This window comes from Vagococcus sp. JNUCC 83 (genome assembly GCF_053667615.1).
In genome coordinates this window covers 326992-349744 of the sequence record NZ_CM132204.1, presented here as the reverse complement: position 1 = coordinate 349744, position 22753 = coordinate 326992, and the positions used below count along the sequence as shown (strand labels likewise).

Sequence of the window (22753 nt, the reverse complement as noted above, 5' to 3'; positions counted from 1 at the left end):
TAACCTACCATCTTAGGTAGTGGGTTGCTTCGCGGTTTTTCTTTTTTTACAATAGATTAAAGGAGTGAGAAGCTGTGGCTAAAAAGAAAAGAGACCAAAAATCAGCGAAGTTAGCTCAATCAATTATTGACATCTATCAACCAGAATCGGTTGAAGATATGCAAGAAGCTTTAAAAGATGTTTTTGGACCGATGTTTGAAGCTATGCTACGTGGAGAATTAGATAATCATTTAGGTTATGAGAATCAGTCAAGACAAGAAAAAGAAACTCAAAACAGACGGAATGGATATGGAAATAAAAAGTTAAAAACAAGTTTCGGTGAATTAGACATTCAGGTTCCAAGAGATAGAGATGCTTCTTTTGAACCAGAAATTATTCCTAAAAGAAGCAAAGACGTTTCAAGTATTGAAAGTAAAGTTCTTTCTATGTATGCCAAAGGCATGAGTCAACGAGATATTGCCTCGACAATTGAAGATATTTATGGCTTTACTATTTCTCATGACATGGTGTCGGATATCACAGATCAAATATTATCAGAACTTGAGGAATGGCAAATCAGACCTCTGGCCAAATGCTATGCCTTCTTGTTTGTTGATTGTATGTATGTCACTCTAAGAGAAAATTATGAAGTGAAAGAATGTGCAGTGTATACAATTCTTGGCTATGATTTAAAAGGAAATAAAGAAATTTTAGGCCTTTGGTTAAATCAAACAGAATCAAAAAACAGATGGATGCAGATTTTTGATGAGATTAAAGAGCGTGGAGTTGAAGATATTCTATTTATTTCAATGGACGGCGTATCAGGACTTGAAAATGGTGCTAAAGCTATTTTCCCAGGCGTTGTGGTTCAACGTTGTTTAGTTCATTTAGTTAGAAATGCCCTTCGCTATGTACCAAGTAAGAGTTATAAAGAAGTTTGTAAGGATATGAAGTCTTTTTACAGCGCTTCTTCTTTAAAAGCTGCTCAAACAGCTTTTGATACCTTTCAAACAAAGTGGGCTATTTATCCAGGAGCTGTTGATGTTTGGAAAAGAAATTTTCAACATGTTGAACAACTATTTGATTATGGATCAGCTATTCGAAAAATAATGTACACAACAAATGCTGTAGAGAGTGTTCATTCAAGTTTCCGTAAGGTAACTAAAAAAGGCGCTTTCCCTAATGAGAATGCCCTTCTTAAGCTGCTATATCTTCGAGTAAAAGAACTTCAAAGTAAATGGGAAGGTGGACACGTTCACAATTGGGCTATGGTGCTTAATCAATTAACTGTTAATGATTCTTTTTCAAAACGAGTTGAAAAATATAATCGGTACTAATCAAAATAGGTTGGATATATATAATTTGACAACGAGTCTCTCGTCCTGTGAATTTTTATCGGGACAAGAGCTTTATTAAAAATGCCCTCTTATCCTCGAAGATTATCACAGGACGACTCATTGTCAAATTGTCGTTCTATTATTATTTAAAATTACTTACACACTTAACTTGACAAACCCTAACCACATTTCCTTTTAAAACATAAGCAAATCATAAAACTTTAACCAGAACTTTTTATACTCATTTACCATTTCTTATTAACGCCATCCTGTGATAAAAAAAACACCCACTATATTTACACCACAAAAAAATGAATTTTTTATTTGTATACTTTTTCTATTATTCTTTCAATTTTTCTATCCATGCGAGGTAAGTCTTGAATAGGTACTAATATTGTTTTCCCCCATCTTCTTTTTATTTGAAATATATCTTCCATCCCAAAAAAAATATATGTTTGGTGATTATCAGGGTATCTTTTAGACGCCATAGTCCTAGTAGCTATATCAAGAAGTACTATTTTTTTCTTATTTAATGGTACTGTTGACTCTTTTTCAGTTTCATATCCTATTTCTATTACATAGTTTTTCCTATTAACAATACCAGCGGGATTCAATTTCTGTACAATTAATTCTGTCTGATACATCCATCTTTCTTTTTTTCCATCACTTCCAATATACTTCCACTTATAACTCAAGTCTGGTATTTGAAATATTGATTTAAAGCACATTTTTTTCTCCTCCATAAATTTAACTAAGCTATTGTTTATTTTTTTATTTAAATATAATAACTATTAATTTAACAATCGGACGGCTTTATAAATTCTCCTAATGAATATTCATTCACTATCTTCTACCCTTTCTAATTACAATTTACTAGTTGAAATGACACATGAAAATTAATAAAATTGTTCATTTCAGAAAAAAAATAGCTCGATATCTACGCTCTAATTTTTGATCTTCAATTTCCGTTATTTTTTGAGTTTCATATTTGGAACAGATGATGTATATTTTCTAGGAACTCACGCTTTGCCGTCTATGCAATAGATTGATTTCTCGATATTTTGACTGCTAAAATTTCCCGTTATTTTCTCTAATTACTGTATTCATAATAGAGGCACTAGTTAACTTAGATTCATCAATTTTTTTAGTCTGTAATAAATTTATAAGTTCATCCGACATTGATATAACCTCACTTTTTTTATTCTTAGTGTTCACACAACTGCTCTTTCGGTATTAATACATACTTCTTTAATTCAGATGACAATTTATTACCTTATCTCCTTGTATTATTATTGGTAATTCTCTAAAAGAAGCTAAATTCACGTACTTCATAATTTAACTGTTAAATTATGAATCGCATTATTCGTTTACTTAACGACTTTCTTTCCCATCATTAATTAATCCTTCTTTTTGCATATGATCACTTTCAAGTCTATCTCAATTTTAGTCATTTTTTTGAACATAAGGTAATAACTTTAAAAATATCTTTAAAGAATATTCCTTAGATATGCCAATAATCTCAAAACCTAACACTAAAGTTGAGGTCACTGTATTAAATAGCCTACTAGCAATAGCTTGCCTTCACGAAAAAAATATCATTTCTTATGATTGGAATTTGTGAGGCTATATCTTCTAATTTGTACAATCATATCACTTATCTAACAAAAAACGTTGGACTATTGACAACCAATCTGCTTCATCTCAATACTCAAGTTTTTTCCTGAGGTATTTCGGATATTTTTTTAATGCTTCTAGTTGTATTATCGATTTTACCCTCAGTCCGTTCAATTATATCACTTTATTTAAATGAATGAATACAAGAAAAATACCCAAATATCATTAACCCTTTTAATAACTTTTCATTAATTATAGATAACTCATGTGCTCTAGAGTTATTCCTCTCATTTGTTAAGCTTCCAATTTATATGAATTAATTTAATATTACTTCTATTTTTATGAATCAACCAAACTCTTTTTCACAAAAAAAGAGCCACAATTCTGTAACTCCTAATGGTACTATAACACTTGTTTTAAACACTTTCTATCATTGTCCACAATGTTATTTGGATCTGTGCTGTTCCTTTAGTCTATTTCTTTCTTATTAAACAAAAATAAACTGACAACTAATAATAGTATGCTAACAATCAGAGTAATTATCATACTAAAATAAACATCTTGTTTGTTTACAGTATTCGCAATTAATTGATTTACTGACGTTGCCAAGAATAAGGGCAGATACTTGCCATTTTCCAAAAAAATGGATACAACAAAACATAATAACAAGACACTCGATACACCGATTAACACTTGACTATTTGTCGAAACAAATGAACTAAAAAAGACAATTAATGTGATTAAAAAACAAACAAATACCCACTGAGATAATAAAGCTTCAGGAATATTAACTAAACTATCTTGTTTGAAGTACAACATACTATATATTTGTGTAACTCCTATTGCTATCAAAAATGGTATGCTGAACACAGCACAAGCTACACTCCACTTACTTAATAATACTTTCCAACGTGACACACCTTTACTTAATGGTAGGATGAGTGTGTGATTTTGGTATTCTGATGTAAACAGACTACTAAATAAAACAACGACAACTAACACGCCAACTTGTCCAATATTTTTAAAAAACTGAACCCAAACATCCTGAACTATTGGGGTTGGAAATGACTTGACCAATTCACTAGATAAAAAATAACCCATCAAATCTGGCATATATTTTGCTGTAAATACACTTAATATACCAAAAAAAGTAAAAAGTAATGATATTATTTGCCATCTTTTATAAACCCAATGTTCTCTGACCTCTTTTTTGACACATGCATGAAACGCCCTCATTTTACCACCTCCAAAAACAATTCATCCAGTGTCTCATAATATTTCTCCATTTTTATTGGGTAAATGTCCTTAACTAAACAAGTTTGATAGAAATGGTGCTGAAAAATATTTTCCTCTTTAACTTGCACTAAATACGTATTTTTGACTTTAGAGATTACTTTACAATCACTAAACCATTCATCGACATCAATCAATTGATCAAACTCTATCTTCCATTGCTTAGAAGACATTTTACTTGGTGAAAAATTTTTAAGACTTCCATCATTTAATAAAATGATACGAGAAGATAAACGTTCCACATCTTCCAATACATGACTTGAAAATATAATTGTTGTCGTTTTTTTGATTTCCTCCAGTATATAAATCATTGCCTGTCTTCCTATTGGATCTAACGCTGACATAGGTTCATCACAGATCAACAACTTCGGTGAATGGAATATAGCTTGAGCCATCCCTAATCGTTGTTTCATCCCTCTAGAATAGCCCCTTATCTTTTTCTTGTCTTTTTCTAATCCAACAAGTGTTAATACCTCATGAGTTCGCATATCTATCTCAGATTTTGACATTCCAAATAATTCTCCGCAATACGATAAATATTGTGTACTAGTCATATATGAATAAAACTGGGGTACGTCAGGTAAGTAACCAATATCTCGATTGGTCTGCTGTCCCCCAAACTTGACGAATTGATTATTAACCATAATTTCACCATTATCGAGCTTAAAAAAACCAAGCAGCAAATTCATTAACGTTGTCTTTCCAGCACCATTTTTTCCAACTAAACCAATAACTTCCCCAGAGGATACATCTAGATTAACATTATCTAACACTTTGTGAGATCCAAAAGATTTTGATACATTTGACAAACTTAAAATCATTCATTTTCTTTCCCTTCAGTCATTAAATAAATGATTGGTCCAATAAACTGGATAAATAAAATAAGTATAGACCAAATCCATTTATTTAAGTAATGTACACTTTTTTGCTTAAATAATTTAACCAAACAGTAAAAAGCTAATCCATATTGAATCACTATCAACGGAACCAAAAATGGAAGATATTCTTTAATTTGTTCAAATGATATTGTTGTCATATTTTTTCTCCTTAAATTGAATTAATTTATTTATTAACAAAAGATAATCTTCATTATCTTTATATGTTTCCACAACCAAGGGAGAGTGTGTATAAAACTCAATAAGACTTTGAATAACTAACTCGCTATCACGTGGCATTTGTGTTCCAATGTATGTTTGTTTACTTATCCATTCATCCAATTGGTTAAAGTACTCATCTCCATGCAACGTAAGGGGATAAACCAATGTGGTTAAAATCATTACAACTTTTTTTAACATTTCAATCCCCTTATCAACACAACGATGAGAAGTATATGTTATAAACGCATTATTATATAATGTTGCCTGCAGACCTGGATTCAATGTTTCTAAATCAAATAATGTCATTATTGATGTTATTTTTTCCATAATTTCATCAATTTCTTTCAATGATTTTTCACTTTCCATCAAAGAATCACTACTCATAATTAACAAGCACATAAGACTTTGATATTGTGCAACTTGTCTAATTTGAGAAGCTTTTAAATGATCTCCTTGAAAATCATATGCTCTAGCTAGTAACTGATCTTCACCAACATAGACATGTACATCTCTTCCTAATAATTCGATTGTTTTATCTGGAAATCCAAGTTGCATATTACACATTGATTCAATAGTATTAGCATAAGACATTTGATTCACATCGATTGACAACTGCTTAATTCTATTCATATATTCTATAATTGATTGTAATATTTCTTTTTTTTTAAATTCATTATCTAAAAGATTTAGATGGTTAATTAATAAAACACTCATTTGTAATAACACTTCTGAACTTGCATAATATGTATGATGGTACCAACGCAATCTTCATAAACTTGATCAAAAGGCTCTAAGGAAAAACGTTTAGAATATATATTGTATAATGTTTGAATAGCTTCTTTTTTCATAGATTGTTGGTAACCGATTAATTCATCTATTGAGATACCAAAAATAGTCGCCAACTTAGGTAATAAATCAATGTCTGGATAAGTTTGGTTGGTTTCCCATTTAGATACCGAAGACTTTGATACACCAACTATCTCAGCTAATTCAGTCTGCGTTAAGGATTCTTTTATACGATATGTTTTAATATTTTTACCAATAATCAACATAATATTCCTCTTTTCTTTCCCCTATTTTAATCAATTTTATTAAACTATTCAAAGGAGTTGTATACAACAAAACGATAAAAATTCCACTTTTAGGAGACAAAATGTATGCCCACATCTCTTAAATCATTAGCGGATTACCTGAATAAAAGTTAAAATTAAACGTGTAATATATAAATATATAACCTTTTTTGATAAAATGTACGTCATTTGTCAAATTAACTCGGCTAAACTATCTGGCTCATTTAGATTGCTAATTGATTTTCAGATTAAAAATTCTTTAACTACGATGTCAAAACACAATTCCAAAGTAAATATCCACCCGTGAAAACGGGTGGCTTTTTAATAGCCCTAGAAGGGCTCGTTACCTACATACTCTCTAAAGAGAGCCTTTTAAAAGACCGCCAACCGCAATTCGAGAAACTTTCTATTTTTTAAATGGATCCATGTATTCACGTTTACTTATACTATCCCTTACTCTATCATCAGACTCTTGTTCTCGAATATATTTTTGGATTGTCTTCTGATTCAATCCCACAGTACTCACATAATATCCTTTAGACCAAAAACTTTTATTTCCATATTTATATTTCAAATTTCCGTGTTGCTCATGAATTAAGACAGCACTTCTTCCTTTAAGAAATCCCATAAAACCTGACACCGATTGTTTTGGAGGTATTTTTACTAGCATATGAATATGATCTGGCATTGCGTATGCCTCTATTATTTCTACATCTTTCATCTCGCATAACTTTCTCAATATTTTTCCTATATCTTTCCTTAACTCCCCATAAATTACTTTCCTTCTATATTTTGGGGTAAATACTAAATGATACTTACAATTCCACCTTGTGTGTGCTAAACTTTTATCGTCATTAGACATAAAGAAACTCCTTTCGATACTCTTATTGCGGTTGGTAGCCACTTTTTAGTATATCGAAAGGAGTTTCTTAACGCTAAAGCTATTTCTTCCACGCGCAATACGCGTGGTTTTTCTGTTTCACACGATTTCGTGCTCAACTGACTAAAGTCATTAATAAAAAACCTCTTTCCTAATCCAGTAAATCCGGATAGAAAAGAGATTTATGAACTACAGAACCAACGCGAAGTGCTTAAATTTTTATGTAAAATTTATTTTAAACATGCTAAAAAACTATTATATCAACGGATTTTATAACAATGTTTTCAATTCCACTTCTGGATATTTATCCGCAAACCAACGCATCGCAAATTGATTTTCAAATAAGAATAATGGTTGGTCGAATCTATCTCTTGCTAAGATATTTCGACTTGAACTCATTTTTTCATCTAACTGAGATGGATCAATCCAACGAGCGATTTTTGTTCCCATTGGTTCCATGATTAACTCAGTATTGTATTCGTTTAACATACGGTGTTTGAATACTTCAAACTGCAACTGTCCAACTGCCCCGATAATATAATCCTCAGTTAAATAAGTTTTATATAATTGAATAGCACCTTCTTGCACCAACTGATACAGTCCCTTGTGAAATGACTTTTGTTTCATCACATTTTTCGCCGTAACTTTCATAAATAACTCTGGCGTAAATTGTGGTAAATCTTCAAATTCAATCTTATCTTTACCAGTAAATAAGGTATCACCAATCTGATAAGTTCCTGTATCATACAACCCAATAATATCACCAGCCACTGCTTCTTCTACGATTTCACGAGAATCAGCCATAAACTGGGTTGAGTTATTTAACTTAATTTTTTTCGATTCACGAGCTAACTTAACTTCCATGCCTTTTTCAAAGCTCCCTGAACAAATCCGAACAAATGCAATTCTATCTCTATGAGCTGGATTCATATTTGCTTGAATTTTAAAGACAAATCCAGAAAAGTCTTTGTCATAAGGACTCACTTCGCCACCATCTTTTGTTTCATGCTCGCTTGGTTTTGGCGCAAATTGTAAAAACGTTTCTAGAAATGTTTCCACACCAAAGTTTGTCAAAGCAGAACCAAAGAATACTGGTGTTAATTCACCCTTGGCAATTTTTTCTTCTGAAAATTCATTTCCAGCTTCAAGTAATAACTCAACTTCTTCCATTACTTGAGAAAAAATTGATTGCTCTTTTAATGGGTGGTCTATTTCTAATTCTCTATCCTCATTAAGTGGTAAGAATCTTTCCCCATCAAAACGATCAGGACGATGAATTTCTATACGATTATTGTAAATATCATATAATCCTTCAAATCCTTTTCCCATACCAATTGGCCAGTTCATTGGATAAGAATCAATTTCTAACACTTCTTCTAATTCTTCTAGTAAATCAAGTGGTTCACGACCATCTCTATCCAGTTTATTAATAAAAGTAAAAATAGGAATCCCACGCATACGACACACTTGGAATAGTTTCTTAGTTTGTGCTTCAATCCCTTTAGCACTATCAATGACCATGACTGCACTATCGACAGCCATTAATGTACGGTAAGTATCTTCAGAAAAGTCCTCATGTCCAGGAGTATCCAAGATATTGACGCGTTTTCCTTGAAAATCAAATTGCATCACAGAACTTGTAACCGAAATCCCACGTTGTTTTTCAATGTCCATCCAGTCTGATTTAGCATAATTCCCAGTTTTTTTACCTTTTACGGTTCCAGCATTTCTAATCGCGCCACCAAATAATAGTAATTGCTCGGTGATCGTTGTTTTACCAGCATCCGGATGCGAAATAATAGCAAATGTTCTTCTTCTATCGACTTCTTTTTGTTGATCAAATCCCATATATAGACTCCTCTTAGTTTTTCTATGTAGTTATTACTTAGTTAGTAGAAATTCACGCTCTAGTATAACATAAAATCTCAATTAATAGATTTTATTTCATAAAATTTTAAAAGGCAAGAGAAAATATCCCTTGCCTCAACATGCTATTTTTGCCTTTTTTTGTATACAACCATCATACTTATAATCAATATTAATCCTATTATCGTTAATACCCAATGCTTCGTCATATTTTCACCTGCTTGGGGTAAATGTGTTGCATCTGATTTTTTATTAGTGTCAGAACTATTCGAATGATTACTTTCACTCATAGCTGATGTATGATTAGCAGTTGTTTCACTTGTACTTGTTTCATTTGTACTTGTTTCACTTGTACTTGTTTCACTTGTACTTGTTTCACTTGTACTTGTTTCGCTTGTGCTTGTTTCACTTGTGCTTGTTTCGCTTGTACTTGTTTCACCTGTACTTGTTTCACTTGTGCTTGTTTCGCTTGCACTTGTTTCACTTGTGCTTGTTTCACTTGTACTTGTTTCACTTGTACTTGTTTCACTTGTGCTTGTTTCGCTTGCACTTGTTGTGCTTGTTTCACTTGTACTTGTTTCACTTGTACTTGACTCTGATGTATCTGGTTCAGGTACAATTTTTTTATTTACAATGTTTTCCAATTGGATAGATTTAACTTGTCCTTCTTCTTTTGGATTAACTGTAAATTTAATAGCTGTTGTTAATCTTTCATACCCTGTTGGGGCTTTGGTTTCAACTAATTCATAGTCACCTGGTGATAAATTGTCGATGACAAACTTACCGGCTTTATCACCTGTAATATTTTCTTGAACAGTTTTACCTTCTTTATCTACAACTTTAAAAATAGCGCCCTCTAAACCTTTGCCTGTGTCATCAACTTTGGTAAATTCCACAGTTCCTTGATAGTTTACAACATCTTTTAATGTCATCACTTCTGGTTTACCTTCGTGTCCGTCTTCTACCTTAAAGGATACTTTTTTAGTATTTAAAATATACCCTGCTGGAGCCTTAGTTTCAACTAATTCATAGTCGCCTGGTGATAAGTTGTCTAAAGCAACTTTCCCAGTTTGATTCGACACAAGATTTTCCTTAATTTTAGTTCCATTCGTTTTATCATATAAATCAAATGTCGCATCTTTTAATGGTTGGCCATTTGCATCTGTCTTTTTAAATTCTGCTTGAGTTTGATAATTTACAAATGTTTCTTTTATAACTTCTGGTTGGTCAAATGACTTATCATAAATAATAAACGCTACATTTTCTTTATTAATCATGTAACCTGTTGGGGATTGTGTTTCTTCTAATTCATAACGACCTGGTGATAGTTCTTCAATTAAAAGTTGTCCTTTTTCATCTACTGAAAGACCTTCTCTTAAAACTTCTTTTGTCACACCATCAAGTAAGTTAAATACAGCACCAGTTAATAGTTCATTTGAAGCATTTACTTTTTCTAATAACATGCTTCCTTTGTAATTAATCATCGTTAATTCTAGTGCTTTTGGTTGGCCATTGTCTTCAGTTGACACATGAAAAGGTAATGGTTTTTCATTTCTCATAAATCCTGATGGAGCTTTGGTTTCAACTAATTCATAATCTCCTGGCATTAATTGGCCAGTCATTACTTTTCCAGTACTATCTGTTGTTAGGTTATTTTTCACGATTTGATTTGAAAGAACATCTCTTATGGCAAATACTGCACCTAATAATAAGTTTGAATCTTTATCCGTTTTAGTTATTTGAATGCTTCCTTGATAGTCAGTAACTGATACAACAGACTTCTCTGGCATACCTAAATGACTACTTTCAATAGTCACAGTAAACTCTTGTGTGTTTAATTTATATCCAGCTGGGGCTTTAATTTCTTTCACAACATACTCACCTGGAGCTAGTCCTTCTATAGAAACTTGTCCTAATAAATCTGTTGTTAAATCTGTCGCCACAACTTGATGTTTACCATCGATTACACGGCTTAATTCAAATACAGCATTTGAAAGTAATATTCCTTCTTCGCTCGTTTTCTTTATCAATAAACTACCTTGATAATTAGTAAACGCGTCTAGTGTAACAACACTTGGTTTACCTTCTGATTGATTGTCTATTGTAAAATCAATACGCTGAGTGTTTTTAACGAATCCAGTTGGAGCTGTCACTTCTTCTAATGAGTAATGACCTGGTACTAAATCAGTAATAGTAAATTGTCCTTTACTTGCCTCAGTAATCTCACTATTTACAACTTCACCTGAATCTTTATTAAACAATTTAAATGTTGCGCCAGAAAGTGCGTTACCTTTGTCATCTACTTTAGAAAATGACACACTACCTTGATAGTTTAAAACATTATCTAATTCTAATTGTTTTGGTTGACCTTTTTGTTTACCATCAATGCTAAACGTCATTGGCTTAGTATTTAACACATAGCCTTCAGGTGCTTGGGTTTCAATTAACTCATAATTTCCTGGCGCTAAGTGAGTTAACGTAAATTCACCTTTAGTTGTTTCTTTAATAGAATCTACTACAACATGTTTTGTTTCAGCATCTCTTACTGAGAACACCGCACCACCTAATAGTTCACCCTGAGCGTTTGTTTTCTTAAATGAGATACTGCCTTGATAGTTTACAATATCATCAATTTTAGTCGCAACAGGTTTACCTGACTCGTCTTTTTGAATCGTAAATTCATAAGGTTCTGTATTTAAAATATAATTTTCTGGTGCTTTTGTTTCTTCTAACACATACTCACCTGGTGCTAATCCACTAATTGTAAATTCACCTGGTGCTACTTCTTTAATATCTTGTTTAATGACTTTTCCTGTGTTTTTATCACTTAATTTGAATTCGGCGTGATTTAGTGGTTGATTTGTCTCATCAACTTTTTTGAAATGAACGTCCCCTTGATAGTTCACAACATCTGATACATGAATTTCTTTTGGTTTTCCATTTGTTTCTGTAGGAATAGTAAAGGCGATAACATCTTTGTTTCGGATATAGTTTTCAGGCGCTTGCGTTTCTTCTAATTCATAATTTCCTGGAGCCAATCCTTCTACAACATAATGGCCTTTATCATCTGATTCAACATCTTTTATGATAACTTCTTTTGTTTCTTTATTTACTACTTGGAATTTGGCTCCAACTAATTTTTCGCCAGTTTCCGTTACTTTGTCAAATGTTATTTTACCTTTGTAATTCACGATACTTCCAATATCGGTTGTGCTGATTTCTCCATTGCCCTTATTATCAATCGAGAATGGTGTTTCTTCTGTATTTCTGATATAGCCTGTTGGTGCTTGCGTTTCTTCTAACACATACTCACCAGGAGCAATACCTTCTATCTCAAATTCACCTTGGTCATTACCTGTCAATGCATCTATCACAACATCTTGAGTGCCTTTAGTTTTAATTCTGAAAGTTGCACCTTTTAATGCATGACCATCTTCTGATACTTTTTTAAATTTAGCTGATCCTTTAACATTTTTCACTTGTCCTAAGCTTATTGTTTCTGGTTCAGTTGATGCGTGCTCTGGAATAGTAAATGATATATGATCTGTGTTTAGTAAATATCCCGTTGGTGCAGTGGTTTCAACTAATTGATACTTACCAGGAGCTAAACCATCTACCTTAAAATGTCCATTGTCATCTCCAGTGATTCCTTTTACGGATAATGCAGGATTATCTAATGATAAAATATCAAACGTTGCCCCCTTCAATGATTGAGTTGTTTGACCATCAACTTTATCAAATGACACACTACCTTGATAATTAGTAAATGTTAAAGCATCACTTTTATCTGAGGTAATATGAATTGGTAATAATTCATCATTTCTAATATATCCTGATGGAGCTGATAACTCTTTTAAGTAATATGTACCTTCTTTTAACTCGCTTAAACGAATTTGTCCATCTTCATCAGATACAAGAGGTGTTTGGTTAATAACCAATTGTTTTGATTCATCAAGTAAATTAAATGTTGCTCCTGATAATGGCCTGCCATCTTTAGATACTTTTGTGACAACCACTTCATTTGGATCATTGACTTCTTTGATTTCTTGTATGTCTGTTTTGTTAGCTTGAGGTGTCACCTCAATTAATTTACCTTCTTTTAATTCTGAACTAATTAAAAAATGTTCTGGTGCTTTTGTTTCAACTAAAAGATATTTTCCAGGTCTAATATTACCAAAATCCCATTGACCATCTTTATTTGTCACACCTGAACGTAATAATTGTTTTTTCTCACGTTTAGCATTTGTTTTCCATAACTCAAAATGTGCGCCCTCTAATGGTTTATCATCAAATGATGAATGTTTCGTAATGCGAATTTTTCCAGCTTTACCTGTTGCTGTTGCATCATTATCTGTTACCAATACATGACTTTTAGTTTCAGTTTCCATACTTTCTACATGATCAGCCGTTAATTTAATATTATTAGACACATATACTTGCGACGCATCTGTTGTATTATTTAATGTCGTAACATAACGTAAAATATAGGATGTATCAATGGTTGCTAATTCACCAATCAGTTTAACAGTTAAAACTTGTTCACCCGTTATATCATTTGTTTTAATGTCAACATCAAAATCTTTCCCTTGTACCAGTTCTTTATCTTTATCAATTGTTCCATAATGATAATGGTTTGAAACAGTGGTAGAGTAAAGTTTTATTGATTTTTTATCCAATATTTGATTTGAAGAGGGTTTGTCTGTAATAACAACATTTTCTAAATGAGATTGAGATGGATTAATGGTAGCATCCCATAACACTTCGTTGCCATTTTCTGGATTCACTTCACCAGTTTTTTCAATTGTTTTACCTGCAAAAGTAGGTTCGACAGTTGCTGATAATTCATGTTTTATTTTATCATTTTCAAAAACAGCTTTATTTTTGACCCCACCTTTAGTAACCAATAATCCTTTATGTGTTGTTTGATATTCTATTCGATATGCTTTTGTACTATTTTTAGGTAAATTAATTTTGATTCGTTTGTTTTTACCTTCTGGAATAATTTTGTAATCAATACTCGATGTGACATCAATTTCTTTTTCTGTTGTACTATTCGAGTAAACTTTTAATTCATAGATTTTTAGACTATCATCAATTAATTCATGTTGCCCTTCAATCACATCTTCAATCGTTGCATTAACTAACACGTGGCAATTTACGTTAACATCAATCATCCAATCATATGATTTTTCTTTCATATTATATGTTGCATATTTTGATCCATTGAACTTAAAGTTATCTTGTAAATCAGCATGTATTTTACCTGTATCTGCTTGTTGTTTCTTCCCACTATCATCAGTCCACTCATGAGATGACTCATTCCAAAAAATATTGTCATCTTCTTTTTGGTGGCCTTTATCGACTTTAGACAAATCAAATGCTGTCTTATAGTAAATTTGATAATACTTATCTGTTTGTTCTGCTAATTTTCCTAAGAAGATAATTTTGAACTCTTGTCCATTTACCTCAATTTTATAATCTTTATTGACAACAGGGTCTGTCCCATCAACTTCTCTTATTTCAACAGAATCTTCAATTAATGTTTGACCTGATGAAAGTTTGTCCGTTAAAACATAATTTTTCATTGTATATTTTGCACGGTTAACATCTAGCTGCCAATCTAATGTTTTATCTTCATAATTAACACCTGTAAACCATTTACTTAAATTTTGATTGGAAACAGAACCACCACTACTCACTGTGTAGTCACCATTGATTGACACATCATTAGCTAGTTCCTCTGCCCCTGATACATAACCGTTCACTTTTGTTTGATAACTAATATAGATGGCATAATCTATTTCTTTTATTAATTCAATATCAAATCCTTCAGAGTCTTTATCGACAACTTTGTAAAAGCTTGTATCTAATACGTCACCTATAGATTCATTTCCATCCTCATCAAATGTTACTTTATACACTTCCATACTGTCTGGTATAACAGACATACTATAGCCTGCATCTTTCGGAATTTTAAATCTATCTTGAATTTTTGTTCCTATTGCTAAGTTATTTTCTAAATAATTCGCTTGTACGTTCCAATTATAAATTTGACCACCCTCACCAACTTCGGTAGGGCCTGTTTTAGTTAAGTTTTTATGATAATCAGCAGAAACAGTCGCTTCAGCTTCTTTTATTTTTCCATCAAACACCAAAGTTGCTTTGTTTGTAAACTCTGGTCTTCCATTTTCTTCTTTTTTCTTTTCTAAACTGATTTTTGTTTTTAACTTGATTCGGTATGCTTCTGTTACATCTTTCAAAAAGATGATTTTATCACCGTCAACTTTATAATCAACATTTTCAGTTAATGTTGACTCTTTTTCACCTAGTACATTTCCATTTATATCCACATCTAATGGAACAATTTGAATTGACTCTTTTGTTAGACCTTTTGGTAAGATATCTTGGATTTCAGGTTTTACTAAAGATGACATTGATTTATTGATGTCAATATCCCAATTGATATAATTGGCTCCCCATGTTTTATCAGGACGACCACTTTTTTCAATTACACTATCAACATTTGATTTTACAATTAATTCAATCGGTGGTAAGGATTCTTGATGAGGCAAACGAATTTCTACCTTACCAGGTTTTGTTATTTCTTTTAGTTGTTGATTATGAATAAATTCACCTTCAATAAATCCATGTTGTGAAATCTCATCATTAAAATCAAACCGAACTTTTCCATCTGATGTTAATGTATAGTTACCAAATACAATCCCATCTTGGCCTTTTAACTCCCCACTTCTTGGAGTTACTTGAAGTTGCTCCGGCAAATAAAATTCATAGTAATCACCTGCAACCATTTCTTGTGCGACTTCTTCAGGAATAGCCCACTTTACTGCTAGTTTCAATGGCTCATCTGGTCTGATACCTTCATTTGGAATAGGTTTGTTTCCTGCTAATGTGACAGTTAAATTTTCAATCAATGATTTTCCATTGTTTAACTCTGCAATTAAAGATTCAATATTTCCAGGTTCTCTTAATTTTCGTGTTTTTTTCTTTAAGTTAAACGTTTTACTTAAGTCATTTTCTTCTTTTCCTTCGTTTATATTACCCACTAACGTATTTTCTTTTTCTGATTCTATCTCTTTATGAATCTCTTTTGTTTCACCATTAGGTAAGGTAATGCTCCAATGCTCTACTTTCTCATTTACTGGTTCCAATTGAAAATCCATTAAACTATTTGTTTGCCCAATAAGACTTAAATTAAATCCATTATCAACTATTTGAGTCAAAACTTTTTTCGATTCATTTAATGCTGATACTTTTTTTAATGGTTCAGAACTTTTTATAAATAGTTCCTCTGCTTCTGTTGATTCCTTACCGATTTGTATTTTTAACGACGATAAACTTGGACTATCTGACGTTGATGTAAAATTAAAATCAACAAGATTAGTTGACGTATCTTTTACTATCCTATCAATACCTTCTGCTACAGCAACAATTGGTTGGATAAAATATGGAATAAGCAAAATCAATACCATCCACAAACCAAATTGTTTTTCTTTTAATTTATTCATTCTTTCCTCTCCCCTAGAACTTTTCTTAGTAAATCTAATTATAGGGATATCTTTGAACCTATCTAGACCAATAACTTCTCATAAATAGGTAAAAATTGACCTAAAACTCGCTAACAAATACACTATTAAGGAAAAATGAGAAAAATTTGCATGGAAGATATATCATAGAATTGAGTAAAAAGAGGATGATAACGTTATTATTCTTTTATATTATACTAAGACACGACTTACTATCAAATACAACTTTATGTAATTAAATAAACCAACTTAATATTTTATCATTTAATAATTATTATAAATTACACTTTTTATCCTCTATAAAAAAACGTCATAAGCAAAATAATTGCATATATAATCAATTTAATATATAATTTTTAAAATTTATAATCAATAACCCCCCCTTAGTAAAAATACCTAAGGGAGTTTTTATTTTTAATTGATTTATTGTTCATTTTTCTTTGCTACAAATGACTCTAACATCTCTTTAACATTTAAACCTGTTGTCTCTTTCAATGTTTCTTGAGTTGACGCTAAAAGGTTTGTTGCATAATTTGTGACACGGTTTGCACCACTATTTTCTCCACCTTGACCAGTATCCACAACTGAAATTTTCTCGATATTTCCTAAAGGTTGAGCTGCTTGTTTCACTAACTCAGGTAATATTTCGATAATCATACTCATAACAGCAGCTTCACCATATTGTTTAAAGGCTTCTGCAATTTGTTCTTTTGCTTTGGCTTCTGCCTCACCAATAGCTAAAATAGCATCGGCTTCAGCTTGACCTTCCATTCGAAGTTGAGTGGCATTCGCTTTAGCCATTGCTTCAACTTTAAACTGTTGTGCTTCAGCTTCAGCTACTTCTGTTGCTTTTTCTGCTAATGCTTCTTGCTCTTTAGCGTAACGATCAGCATCCGCTTTTTTCTTCACTTCAGAATCATACTGTCGTTCACGACGTTGGATTTCTTTTTCTTCTAACTCAATTTGTTTTTGACGCTCAATAACTTTAACTTCCATCTCTTGTTCGATAACGTGTTGTTGAGCTTTTGCACTTTCTAAGTTATAAGCTTGATCGGCTTTGGCTTTTGCGATATCTTGCTCTTGCTTATAGGCTGCCAATTTTAATTCTTTTTCTTTCGTCGCTTCAGCAATTTCAGTTTGACGTTGTAATTCAGCCTCTTGCGATTCTTTTTCTGCTTGTGCTTTTTTAATACGAGTTTCTTTACTTGCTTCAGCTTCAGCAATTTCAGCATCACGTTTTACTTGCGCAATACGGGGTTTACCTAATGAATCCAGATAGCCATTTTTATCACGTACTTCTTTAATAGTAAATGACACAATGACAAGCCCCATTTTAGCTAAATCCACACTAGCAACTTCTTGCACACTTTGAGAGAACTTATCTCTATTTTGATAAATTTCTTCAACCGTCATTGATCCCAAAATTGAACGTAAATGACCTTCTAAAACTTCTCTTGCTTCATTTTCAAGTTCTTCACGCGTTTTTCCTAAAAACTGTTCAGCTGCTGTAGCAATTTCTTCAACAGATGATCCAATCTTAATAATAGACGTTCCATCAGCCATTACTGGTACACCTTGTTCAGTGTATACATCAGGCGTTGATACATCTAATTTACTAGATAATAAACTCAAACGATTGCTTCTTTGGAACACAGGTAAAACAAATGCTCCTCCTCCACGAACAATCTTAATACGATTGCCCTCATTGTCTGCGTGAACATTTTTATTTCCTAAATAACTCCCACTAATAATCAATGCCTCATCTGGTTTGGCTGTTTGATATTTTGATACAAAAACAATTAATAACATGATTAAAATAAACGCAACTAACCCTATAGCAATAAACATTAAATTCATCTACTTCTCTCCTCTTATATATTATTTAAAAATTTTCAACATATGGTACGACATAACACACTCTTTCTCTTACCTCAATGATTAATACTTCTTCACCATTATTAATCTGCCCATCTTGCTCTGTATAAAAAGCGGCTGGCCGACTCATCGTGCCCGTCACACTACTAATGGTGATTTCTCCCATTCCTTTTATAGGTATTGGCGTCACAACTGTTGCTACTCTTCCTTCAAGTGTTTTTTCTGACACGGAAATAGTTGCCTCCGAATTTTTCAAAGGAATCAGTATATAAAAATTTAATAAAAACACGATAACTGATGATAGCAAAACGGCGATAATAAAAATCCAGACACTACCTAACGTTGATAGCGTTTCCCCTAGATAGCCAAAAAGCGAAACAAATGCAATCCAAGGTACTATTAATACAGGATCAATCGGTCCATCAAATTGTAAGATATCTCCCACTAAAAATAATACGACAGACAATATCGTACAAAATATTAATATGTAAAAATACACTTGTTCAATTGACTGTATTTCAAACATCTCTCCCACTCTCCTTCCCACCTTATTACTATTAGTCTACCAATATTTTAAACAAAACAACAGAAAAATCGTATATTTTCCAACCGATATTCGAAAATCGTATAAAAAAGACAAAAGGAGAATTCCTTTTGCCCGACATTCTTATTCAGTTGATTTTAAAGCTTCTATCATATCAACCCGTTTTAATTTTCTATGCATAATTAACATGACAATAAATGAAAAGAGTAAAGTTAGTAATGCGGAGTAAACATAACTAATAGTATGAATTGTTGTTGGGAACATCATCATATCTATCTCTGCTGTTTTTAACACATAACCATGTAATAAAACACCTAGCACAAATCCTAATAAAATACCTAATACTGTCAAAATATTATTTTCCCGGTAAACATACATCGTCACTTCTCTATCATAAAAACCTAAGACTTTAATCGTTGACAGCTCTCGAATCCGTTCAGAAATATTGATGTTTGTTAAATTATATAATACAACAAACGCAAGCAATGCTGCGGAAATAATTAGTACCCATACAACGATATTTAAACTAGACATCGTATCATCCATGGTTTTTCCAATTTGACTAGTAAATGACACATTAGCAGCGTAATTACTTTTCAATAATTTATCTGCAAGTTCATCTTGCTGCTTATCTGTTAGCTTATTACTAAACTTAAGTAACTCAACATTGTAATTTGGTTGTTTATTAAATAGTTGTTCGTAGTAACTTGGTGTCATATAAATAAAATGCATCGCATAATTTTCAACTACCGCATGAATCTTGACAGTCACATCTTTATTATCTGCATCACGTATCGTCAAGTCATCACCATGTTTAACATCAAAGAAATTAGCTAGTTTTTCATTAATAATCACTTCATTATTTGTCAATTCATATTTCTCACCAGATTTACGATCATTAAATGTAATAAATTTTGATAACTGTTTGACTTGCTTAGGTACATCCACTGTTACATCACGATTTGTATAACCTTTTTTGACGACTGTCATATTATTTTGAGACAAGTCTAGACTAGTTACTATTGACTTATCCGTTTCTTTTACTTTTTTATAGTTTTCTTTTTCTTTATTAGTGCTATCCTCATTAAACGTCACTGTCGCATCATAGTGCCAGATTTTATTAAACTGAAGATTGACAATATCTCCAATCGAATCTTTCAACCCAAAACCTGTTAAAATCATCGCCGTACATCCTGCAATACCTAATACAGTCATCAACATTCGTTGCTTATAGCGAAACAGATTTCTTGCAGTAACTTTTTGATTAAAACTAAATTTAGACCATAACCAAGATAGACGCTCAAGTAAAATGCGTTTCCCTGGTTTTGGTGCCTTGGGTCTCATTAATGTTGCTGGCGTACTAAGTAAATCAACTCTTAATACTAGCAATGACGCGAGTAACGTGCATAACAAAGCTACTACAATCGATTGAATCGTATAACTGCTATAATAAGTAATAATCACAGATGGTAAATTGTACATGCTACCATAAGCGTCAAAAATAACCGTTGGAAATAAATAATACCCTATCATTAATCCAATTACACTACCAATAATACTAGCTGTCGTAGAATACACAATATATTTTTGAGATATTTCCCAATTTGTATAGCCTAGAGCTTTTAATGTCCCGATTTCTCCGCGTTTTTCATCAACCATACGTGTCATAGTTGTAAGTGAAATAAGTGCGGCTATCATAAAGAAAAACACTGGAAAAACAGTTGCTATTGATGAGATGCGATCTGCATTATCTTGAAATTCCGCGTAAGATGGATTGTCTTCTCTCGAAAAATAGTGATAAGTTGGCGCTTTTAGCTCATCTACTTCTTTTTGGTTCTTTTCTAATTCTTCTTTTGAGTCGTCTAGTACTTTTTGTTGTTCCTCAAATTTACTTTTTTCTTCTTCTAACTTTTTAATTGCTTCTTGCAATGCGGCTTCTTCTGTGGCATCTACCGATATACCTTGTTCTTTTGCTGTTTCTAATAATTGTTTCTGATTATTTAATTCTTTTTCTTTTGTTGAAAGTACCGTTTGACCATCAGAAAATTGCTTTTCTCCATCAGATAGTTTTGTTTTAGCTTCATCTAATTTAGTATTGGCTCCTTTTTTCATCTCTACTAATCGCTCAGATGGACGATTTTTTAAGATACTTTTCAGATGTTTAACATCTTTATCATATGCTGCATCATACGATTTACTATAACTTGCTAGTTTGACTGTGTCTTTGTATTGTATATAGGCTTCTGTATAAACAGGTAAAGTAAACACATCTTCCATAATATAGCCAAAGTAATCAATCGTACCAGTCCCAACTGTCGTGTATCCTCTTGATGTTTTATCAATATACATCGGACTATTAACAAATCCGACAACCTTATAACTTGTGTTTGAAACACTCTTATCATCATCTTGTTGTATGGTTAACGTGTCACCAATTTTATAGTCTTGATTATCTTGTGCTTGTGTATCGAGAGCTATTTCATTTTCTTTTTCAGGTAATCTCCCCTCAACAACAACAGGCTTATTCAATTCATTCTTAGCTGGTTTATAAGCCATTAACTTCAATACGTGATTATTCTCTTTGGTTAAAACATCTAAACTATATGATGGTTCAACCGTTTTTACCGTTTTATCTCCTTTGATTAACTCAATGTCTTTATCCTCTAAACCAGTAGTAGACATAAGTTTAGTGTCCATTAACTTATTATCTTTATAATAAGAATCTGCTGTATTTAACATGTCTGGTCCAGTTGCTTTGATACCCGCATAAAATCCTACACCTAACATAATGATTAATAAAATAGAAATAAATCTTGCTTTTGATTGATAGATTTCTCTAAATGTTGATGTCCACAATGCTTTTTTCTTTTTCATAAATTTGAACCTCCCTTTACCACTCTAACTCACTAGCTTTTGCTGGATGTTCATTTTTCTCAATACTTCTCACTCTTGCATCATTAATGCGAATCACTCTATCCGCCATTTTGGCTATTTCTGAATTATGGGTAATAACGATGACCGTTGTCCCGTACTTGCGACAGGTTTCTTCTAATATCGCTAACACATGTTTTCCAGTTTCAAAATCAAGCGCTCCAGTTGGTTCATCACATAGCAATAATTTAGGATTTTTAGCTAAGGCTCGTGCAATTGCAACACGTTGTTGTTCTCCACCAGATAATTGAGCTGGAAAATTGTTTTTACGATGATCAAGTTGGACCATCTCTATCACGCTATCTACATCTAACGCATTTGGCGAAACTTGAGAGGCAAGTTCCACATTTTCTTTTGCTGTTAAATTAGGGACTAAATTATAAAATTGGAACACAAATCCAACATCCAAACGGCGATATTTAGTCAGTTCTTTGGCATTAAAGGTTGCTATGTCCGTCCCGTCAACAATCACATTTCCCTCATCACAACTATCCATGCCACCTAAAATGTTTAACACCGTTGATTTACCTGCCCCACTAGGACCTAGTATCACCACAAATTCACCTTTTTCAATTGAAAAATTAATATCATTATTGGCAACTATGACATTATCTCCCATCTTATAACGCTTATACACATTTTTTAATTCTACATAACTCATGGAATCACCCCTTTTTAATCTCATGTATCATTATAACAAAAGATGGATTATTTAAACATTAA

General features: G+C 32.3%; 14 protein-coding genes. 1 reads left to right on the top strand and 13 read right to left on the bottom strand.

Annotated features, from left to right (window positions below):
• Positions 1–74: 74 nt before the first annotated feature.
• Entirely contained in the window at positions 75–1316 is a 1242-nt protein-coding gene (locus JNUCC83_RS01645) for an IS256 family transposase (protein ID WP_454459153.1), read from the top strand.
• Positions 1317–1636: 320 nt separating this feature from the next.
• On the opposite strand, the gene JNUCC83_RS01640 is transcribed toward JNUCC83_RS01645, so the two are convergent.
• The 13 genes from JNUCC83_RS01640 to JNUCC83_RS01580 all read right to left on the bottom strand — a co-directional run bounded on the left by JNUCC83_RS01640 (position 1637) and on the right by JNUCC83_RS01580 (position 22691).
• Positions 1637–2044, bottom strand: coding sequence for a hypothetical protein (locus tag JNUCC83_RS01640; protein WP_454460519.1), 408 nt, complete (start codon positions 2042–2044; stop codon positions 1637–1639).
• A gap of 1354 nt (positions 2045–3398) precedes the next feature.
• Positions 3399–4166 (bottom strand): ABC transporter permease, encoded by a 768-nt coding sequence (locus tag JNUCC83_RS01635; RefSeq protein WP_454460518.1) that lies wholly within the window; start codon positions 4164–4166, stop codon positions 3399–3401.
• Positions 4163–5044, bottom strand: a complete 882-nt coding sequence (locus JNUCC83_RS01630) for an ABC transporter ATP-binding protein (RefSeq protein WP_454460517.1) — start codon at positions 5042–5044, stop codon at positions 4163–4165. Before JNUCC83_RS01630 ends, JNUCC83_RS01635 begins: the two co-directional genes overlap by 4 nt.
• On the bottom strand, positions 5041–5259 hold the full coding sequence (locus tag JNUCC83_RS01625; RefSeq protein WP_454460516.1) for a PLDc N-terminal domain-containing protein: 219 nt from the start codon (positions 5257–5259) through the stop codon (positions 5041–5043). Before JNUCC83_RS01625 ends, JNUCC83_RS01630 begins: the two co-directional genes overlap by 4 nt.
• Entirely contained in the window at positions 5240–6034 is a 795-nt protein-coding gene (locus JNUCC83_RS01620) for a hypothetical protein (protein ID WP_454460515.1), read from the bottom strand. Before JNUCC83_RS01620 ends, JNUCC83_RS01625 begins: the two co-directional genes overlap by 20 nt.
• Positions 6031–6372, bottom strand: a complete 342-nt coding sequence (locus JNUCC83_RS01615) for a helix-turn-helix domain-containing protein (RefSeq protein WP_454460514.1) — start codon at positions 6370–6372, stop codon at positions 6031–6033. The genes JNUCC83_RS01620 and JNUCC83_RS01615 overlap by 4 nt, the downstream gene beginning before the upstream one ends.
• A gap of 424 nt (positions 6373–6796) precedes the next feature.
• Positions 6797–7252, bottom strand: a complete 456-nt coding sequence (tnpA, locus tag JNUCC83_RS01610; RefSeq protein ID WP_454460513.1) for an IS200/IS605 family transposase — start codon at positions 7250–7252, stop codon at positions 6797–6799.
• Positions 7253–7540: 288 nt separating this feature from the next.
• Positions 7541–9118: a peptide chain release factor 3 gene (locus JNUCC83_RS01605; RefSeq protein WP_454460512.1), complete on the bottom strand. Its 1578-nt coding sequence runs from the start codon at positions 9116–9118 to the stop codon at positions 7541–7543.
• Positions 9119–9261: 143 nt separating this feature from the next.
• Positions 9262–16662, bottom strand: a complete 7401-nt coding sequence (locus JNUCC83_RS01600) for a SpaA isopeptide-forming pilin-related protein (RefSeq protein WP_454460511.1) — start codon at positions 16660–16662, stop codon at positions 9262–9264.
• A gap of 441 nt (positions 16663–17103) precedes the next feature.
• Complete coding sequence (gene floT, locus JNUCC83_RS01595) at positions 17104–18528, bottom strand: flotillin lipid rafts scaffold protein FloT (RefSeq protein WP_454461305.1); 1425 nt, start codon at positions 18526–18528, stop codon at positions 17104–17106.
• A 34-nt stretch (positions 18529–18562) separates the two neighbouring features.
• Positions 18563–19081 (bottom strand): NfeD family membrane protein, encoded by a 519-nt coding sequence (locus tag JNUCC83_RS01590; protein WP_489749545.1) that lies wholly within the window; start codon positions 19079–19081, stop codon positions 18563–18565.
• A gap of 141 nt (positions 19082–19222) precedes the next feature.
• The gene (locus JNUCC83_RS01585; protein ID WP_454460509.1) at positions 19223–21973 is read right to left on the bottom strand and encodes an FtsX-like permease family protein; all 2751 of its coding nucleotides are present in this window, start codon (positions 21971–21973) and stop codon (positions 19223–19225) included.
• A 16-nt stretch (positions 21974–21989) separates the two neighbouring features.
• Positions 21990–22691, bottom strand: a complete 702-nt coding sequence (locus JNUCC83_RS01580) for an ABC transporter ATP-binding protein (protein WP_454460508.1) — start codon at positions 22689–22691, stop codon at positions 21990–21992.
• Positions 22692–22753: the final 62 nt, after the last annotated feature.

Coding starts and splice junctions, on each gene's coding strand:
- tnpA (WP_454460513.1), bottom strand. CDS start 7,252: ATGTCTAATGACGATAAAAGTTTAGCACACACAAGGTGGAATTGTAAG.
- JNUCC83_RS01640 (WP_454460519.1), bottom strand. CDS start 2,044: ATGTGCTTTAAATCAATATTTCAAATACCAGACTTGAGTTATAAGTGG.
- JNUCC83_RS01630 (WP_454460517.1), bottom strand. CDS start 5,044: ATGATTTTAAGTTTGTCAAATGTATCAAAATCTTTTGGATCTCACAAA.
- JNUCC83_RS01625 (WP_454460516.1), bottom strand. CDS start 5,259: ATGACAACAATATCATTTGAACAAATTAAAGAATATCTTCCATTTTTG.
- JNUCC83_RS01585 (WP_454460509.1), bottom strand. CDS start 21,973: ATGAAAAAGAAAAAAGCATTGTGGACATCAACATTTAGAGAAATCTAT.
- JNUCC83_RS01620 (WP_454460515.1), bottom strand. CDS start 6,034: ATGAGTGTTTTATTAATTAACCATCTAAATCTTTTAGATAATGAATTT.
- JNUCC83_RS01615 (WP_454460514.1), bottom strand. CDS start 6,372: ATGTTGATTATTGGTAAAAATATTAAAACATATCGTATAAAAGAATCC.
- JNUCC83_RS01590 (WP_489749545.1), bottom strand. CDS start 19,081: ATGTTTGAAATACAGTCAATTGAACAAGTGTATTTTTACATATTAATA.
- JNUCC83_RS01605 (WP_454460512.1), bottom strand. CDS start 9,118: ATGGGATTTGATCAACAAAAAGAAGTCGATAGAAGAAGAACATTTGCT.
- JNUCC83_RS01635 (WP_454460518.1), bottom strand. CDS start 4,166: ATGAGGGCGTTTCATGCATGTGTCAAAAAAGAGGTCAGAGAACATTGG.
- JNUCC83_RS01600 (WP_454460511.1), bottom strand. CDS start 16,662: ATGAATAAATTAAAAGAAAAACAATTTGGTTTGTGGATGGTATTGATT.
- floT (WP_454461305.1), bottom strand. CDS start 18,528: ATGTTTATTGCTATAGGGTTAGTTGCGTTTATTTTAATCATGTTATTA.
- JNUCC83_RS01580 (WP_454460508.1), bottom strand. CDS start 22,691: ATGAGTTATGTAGAATTAAAAAATGTGTATAAGCGTTATAAGATGGGA.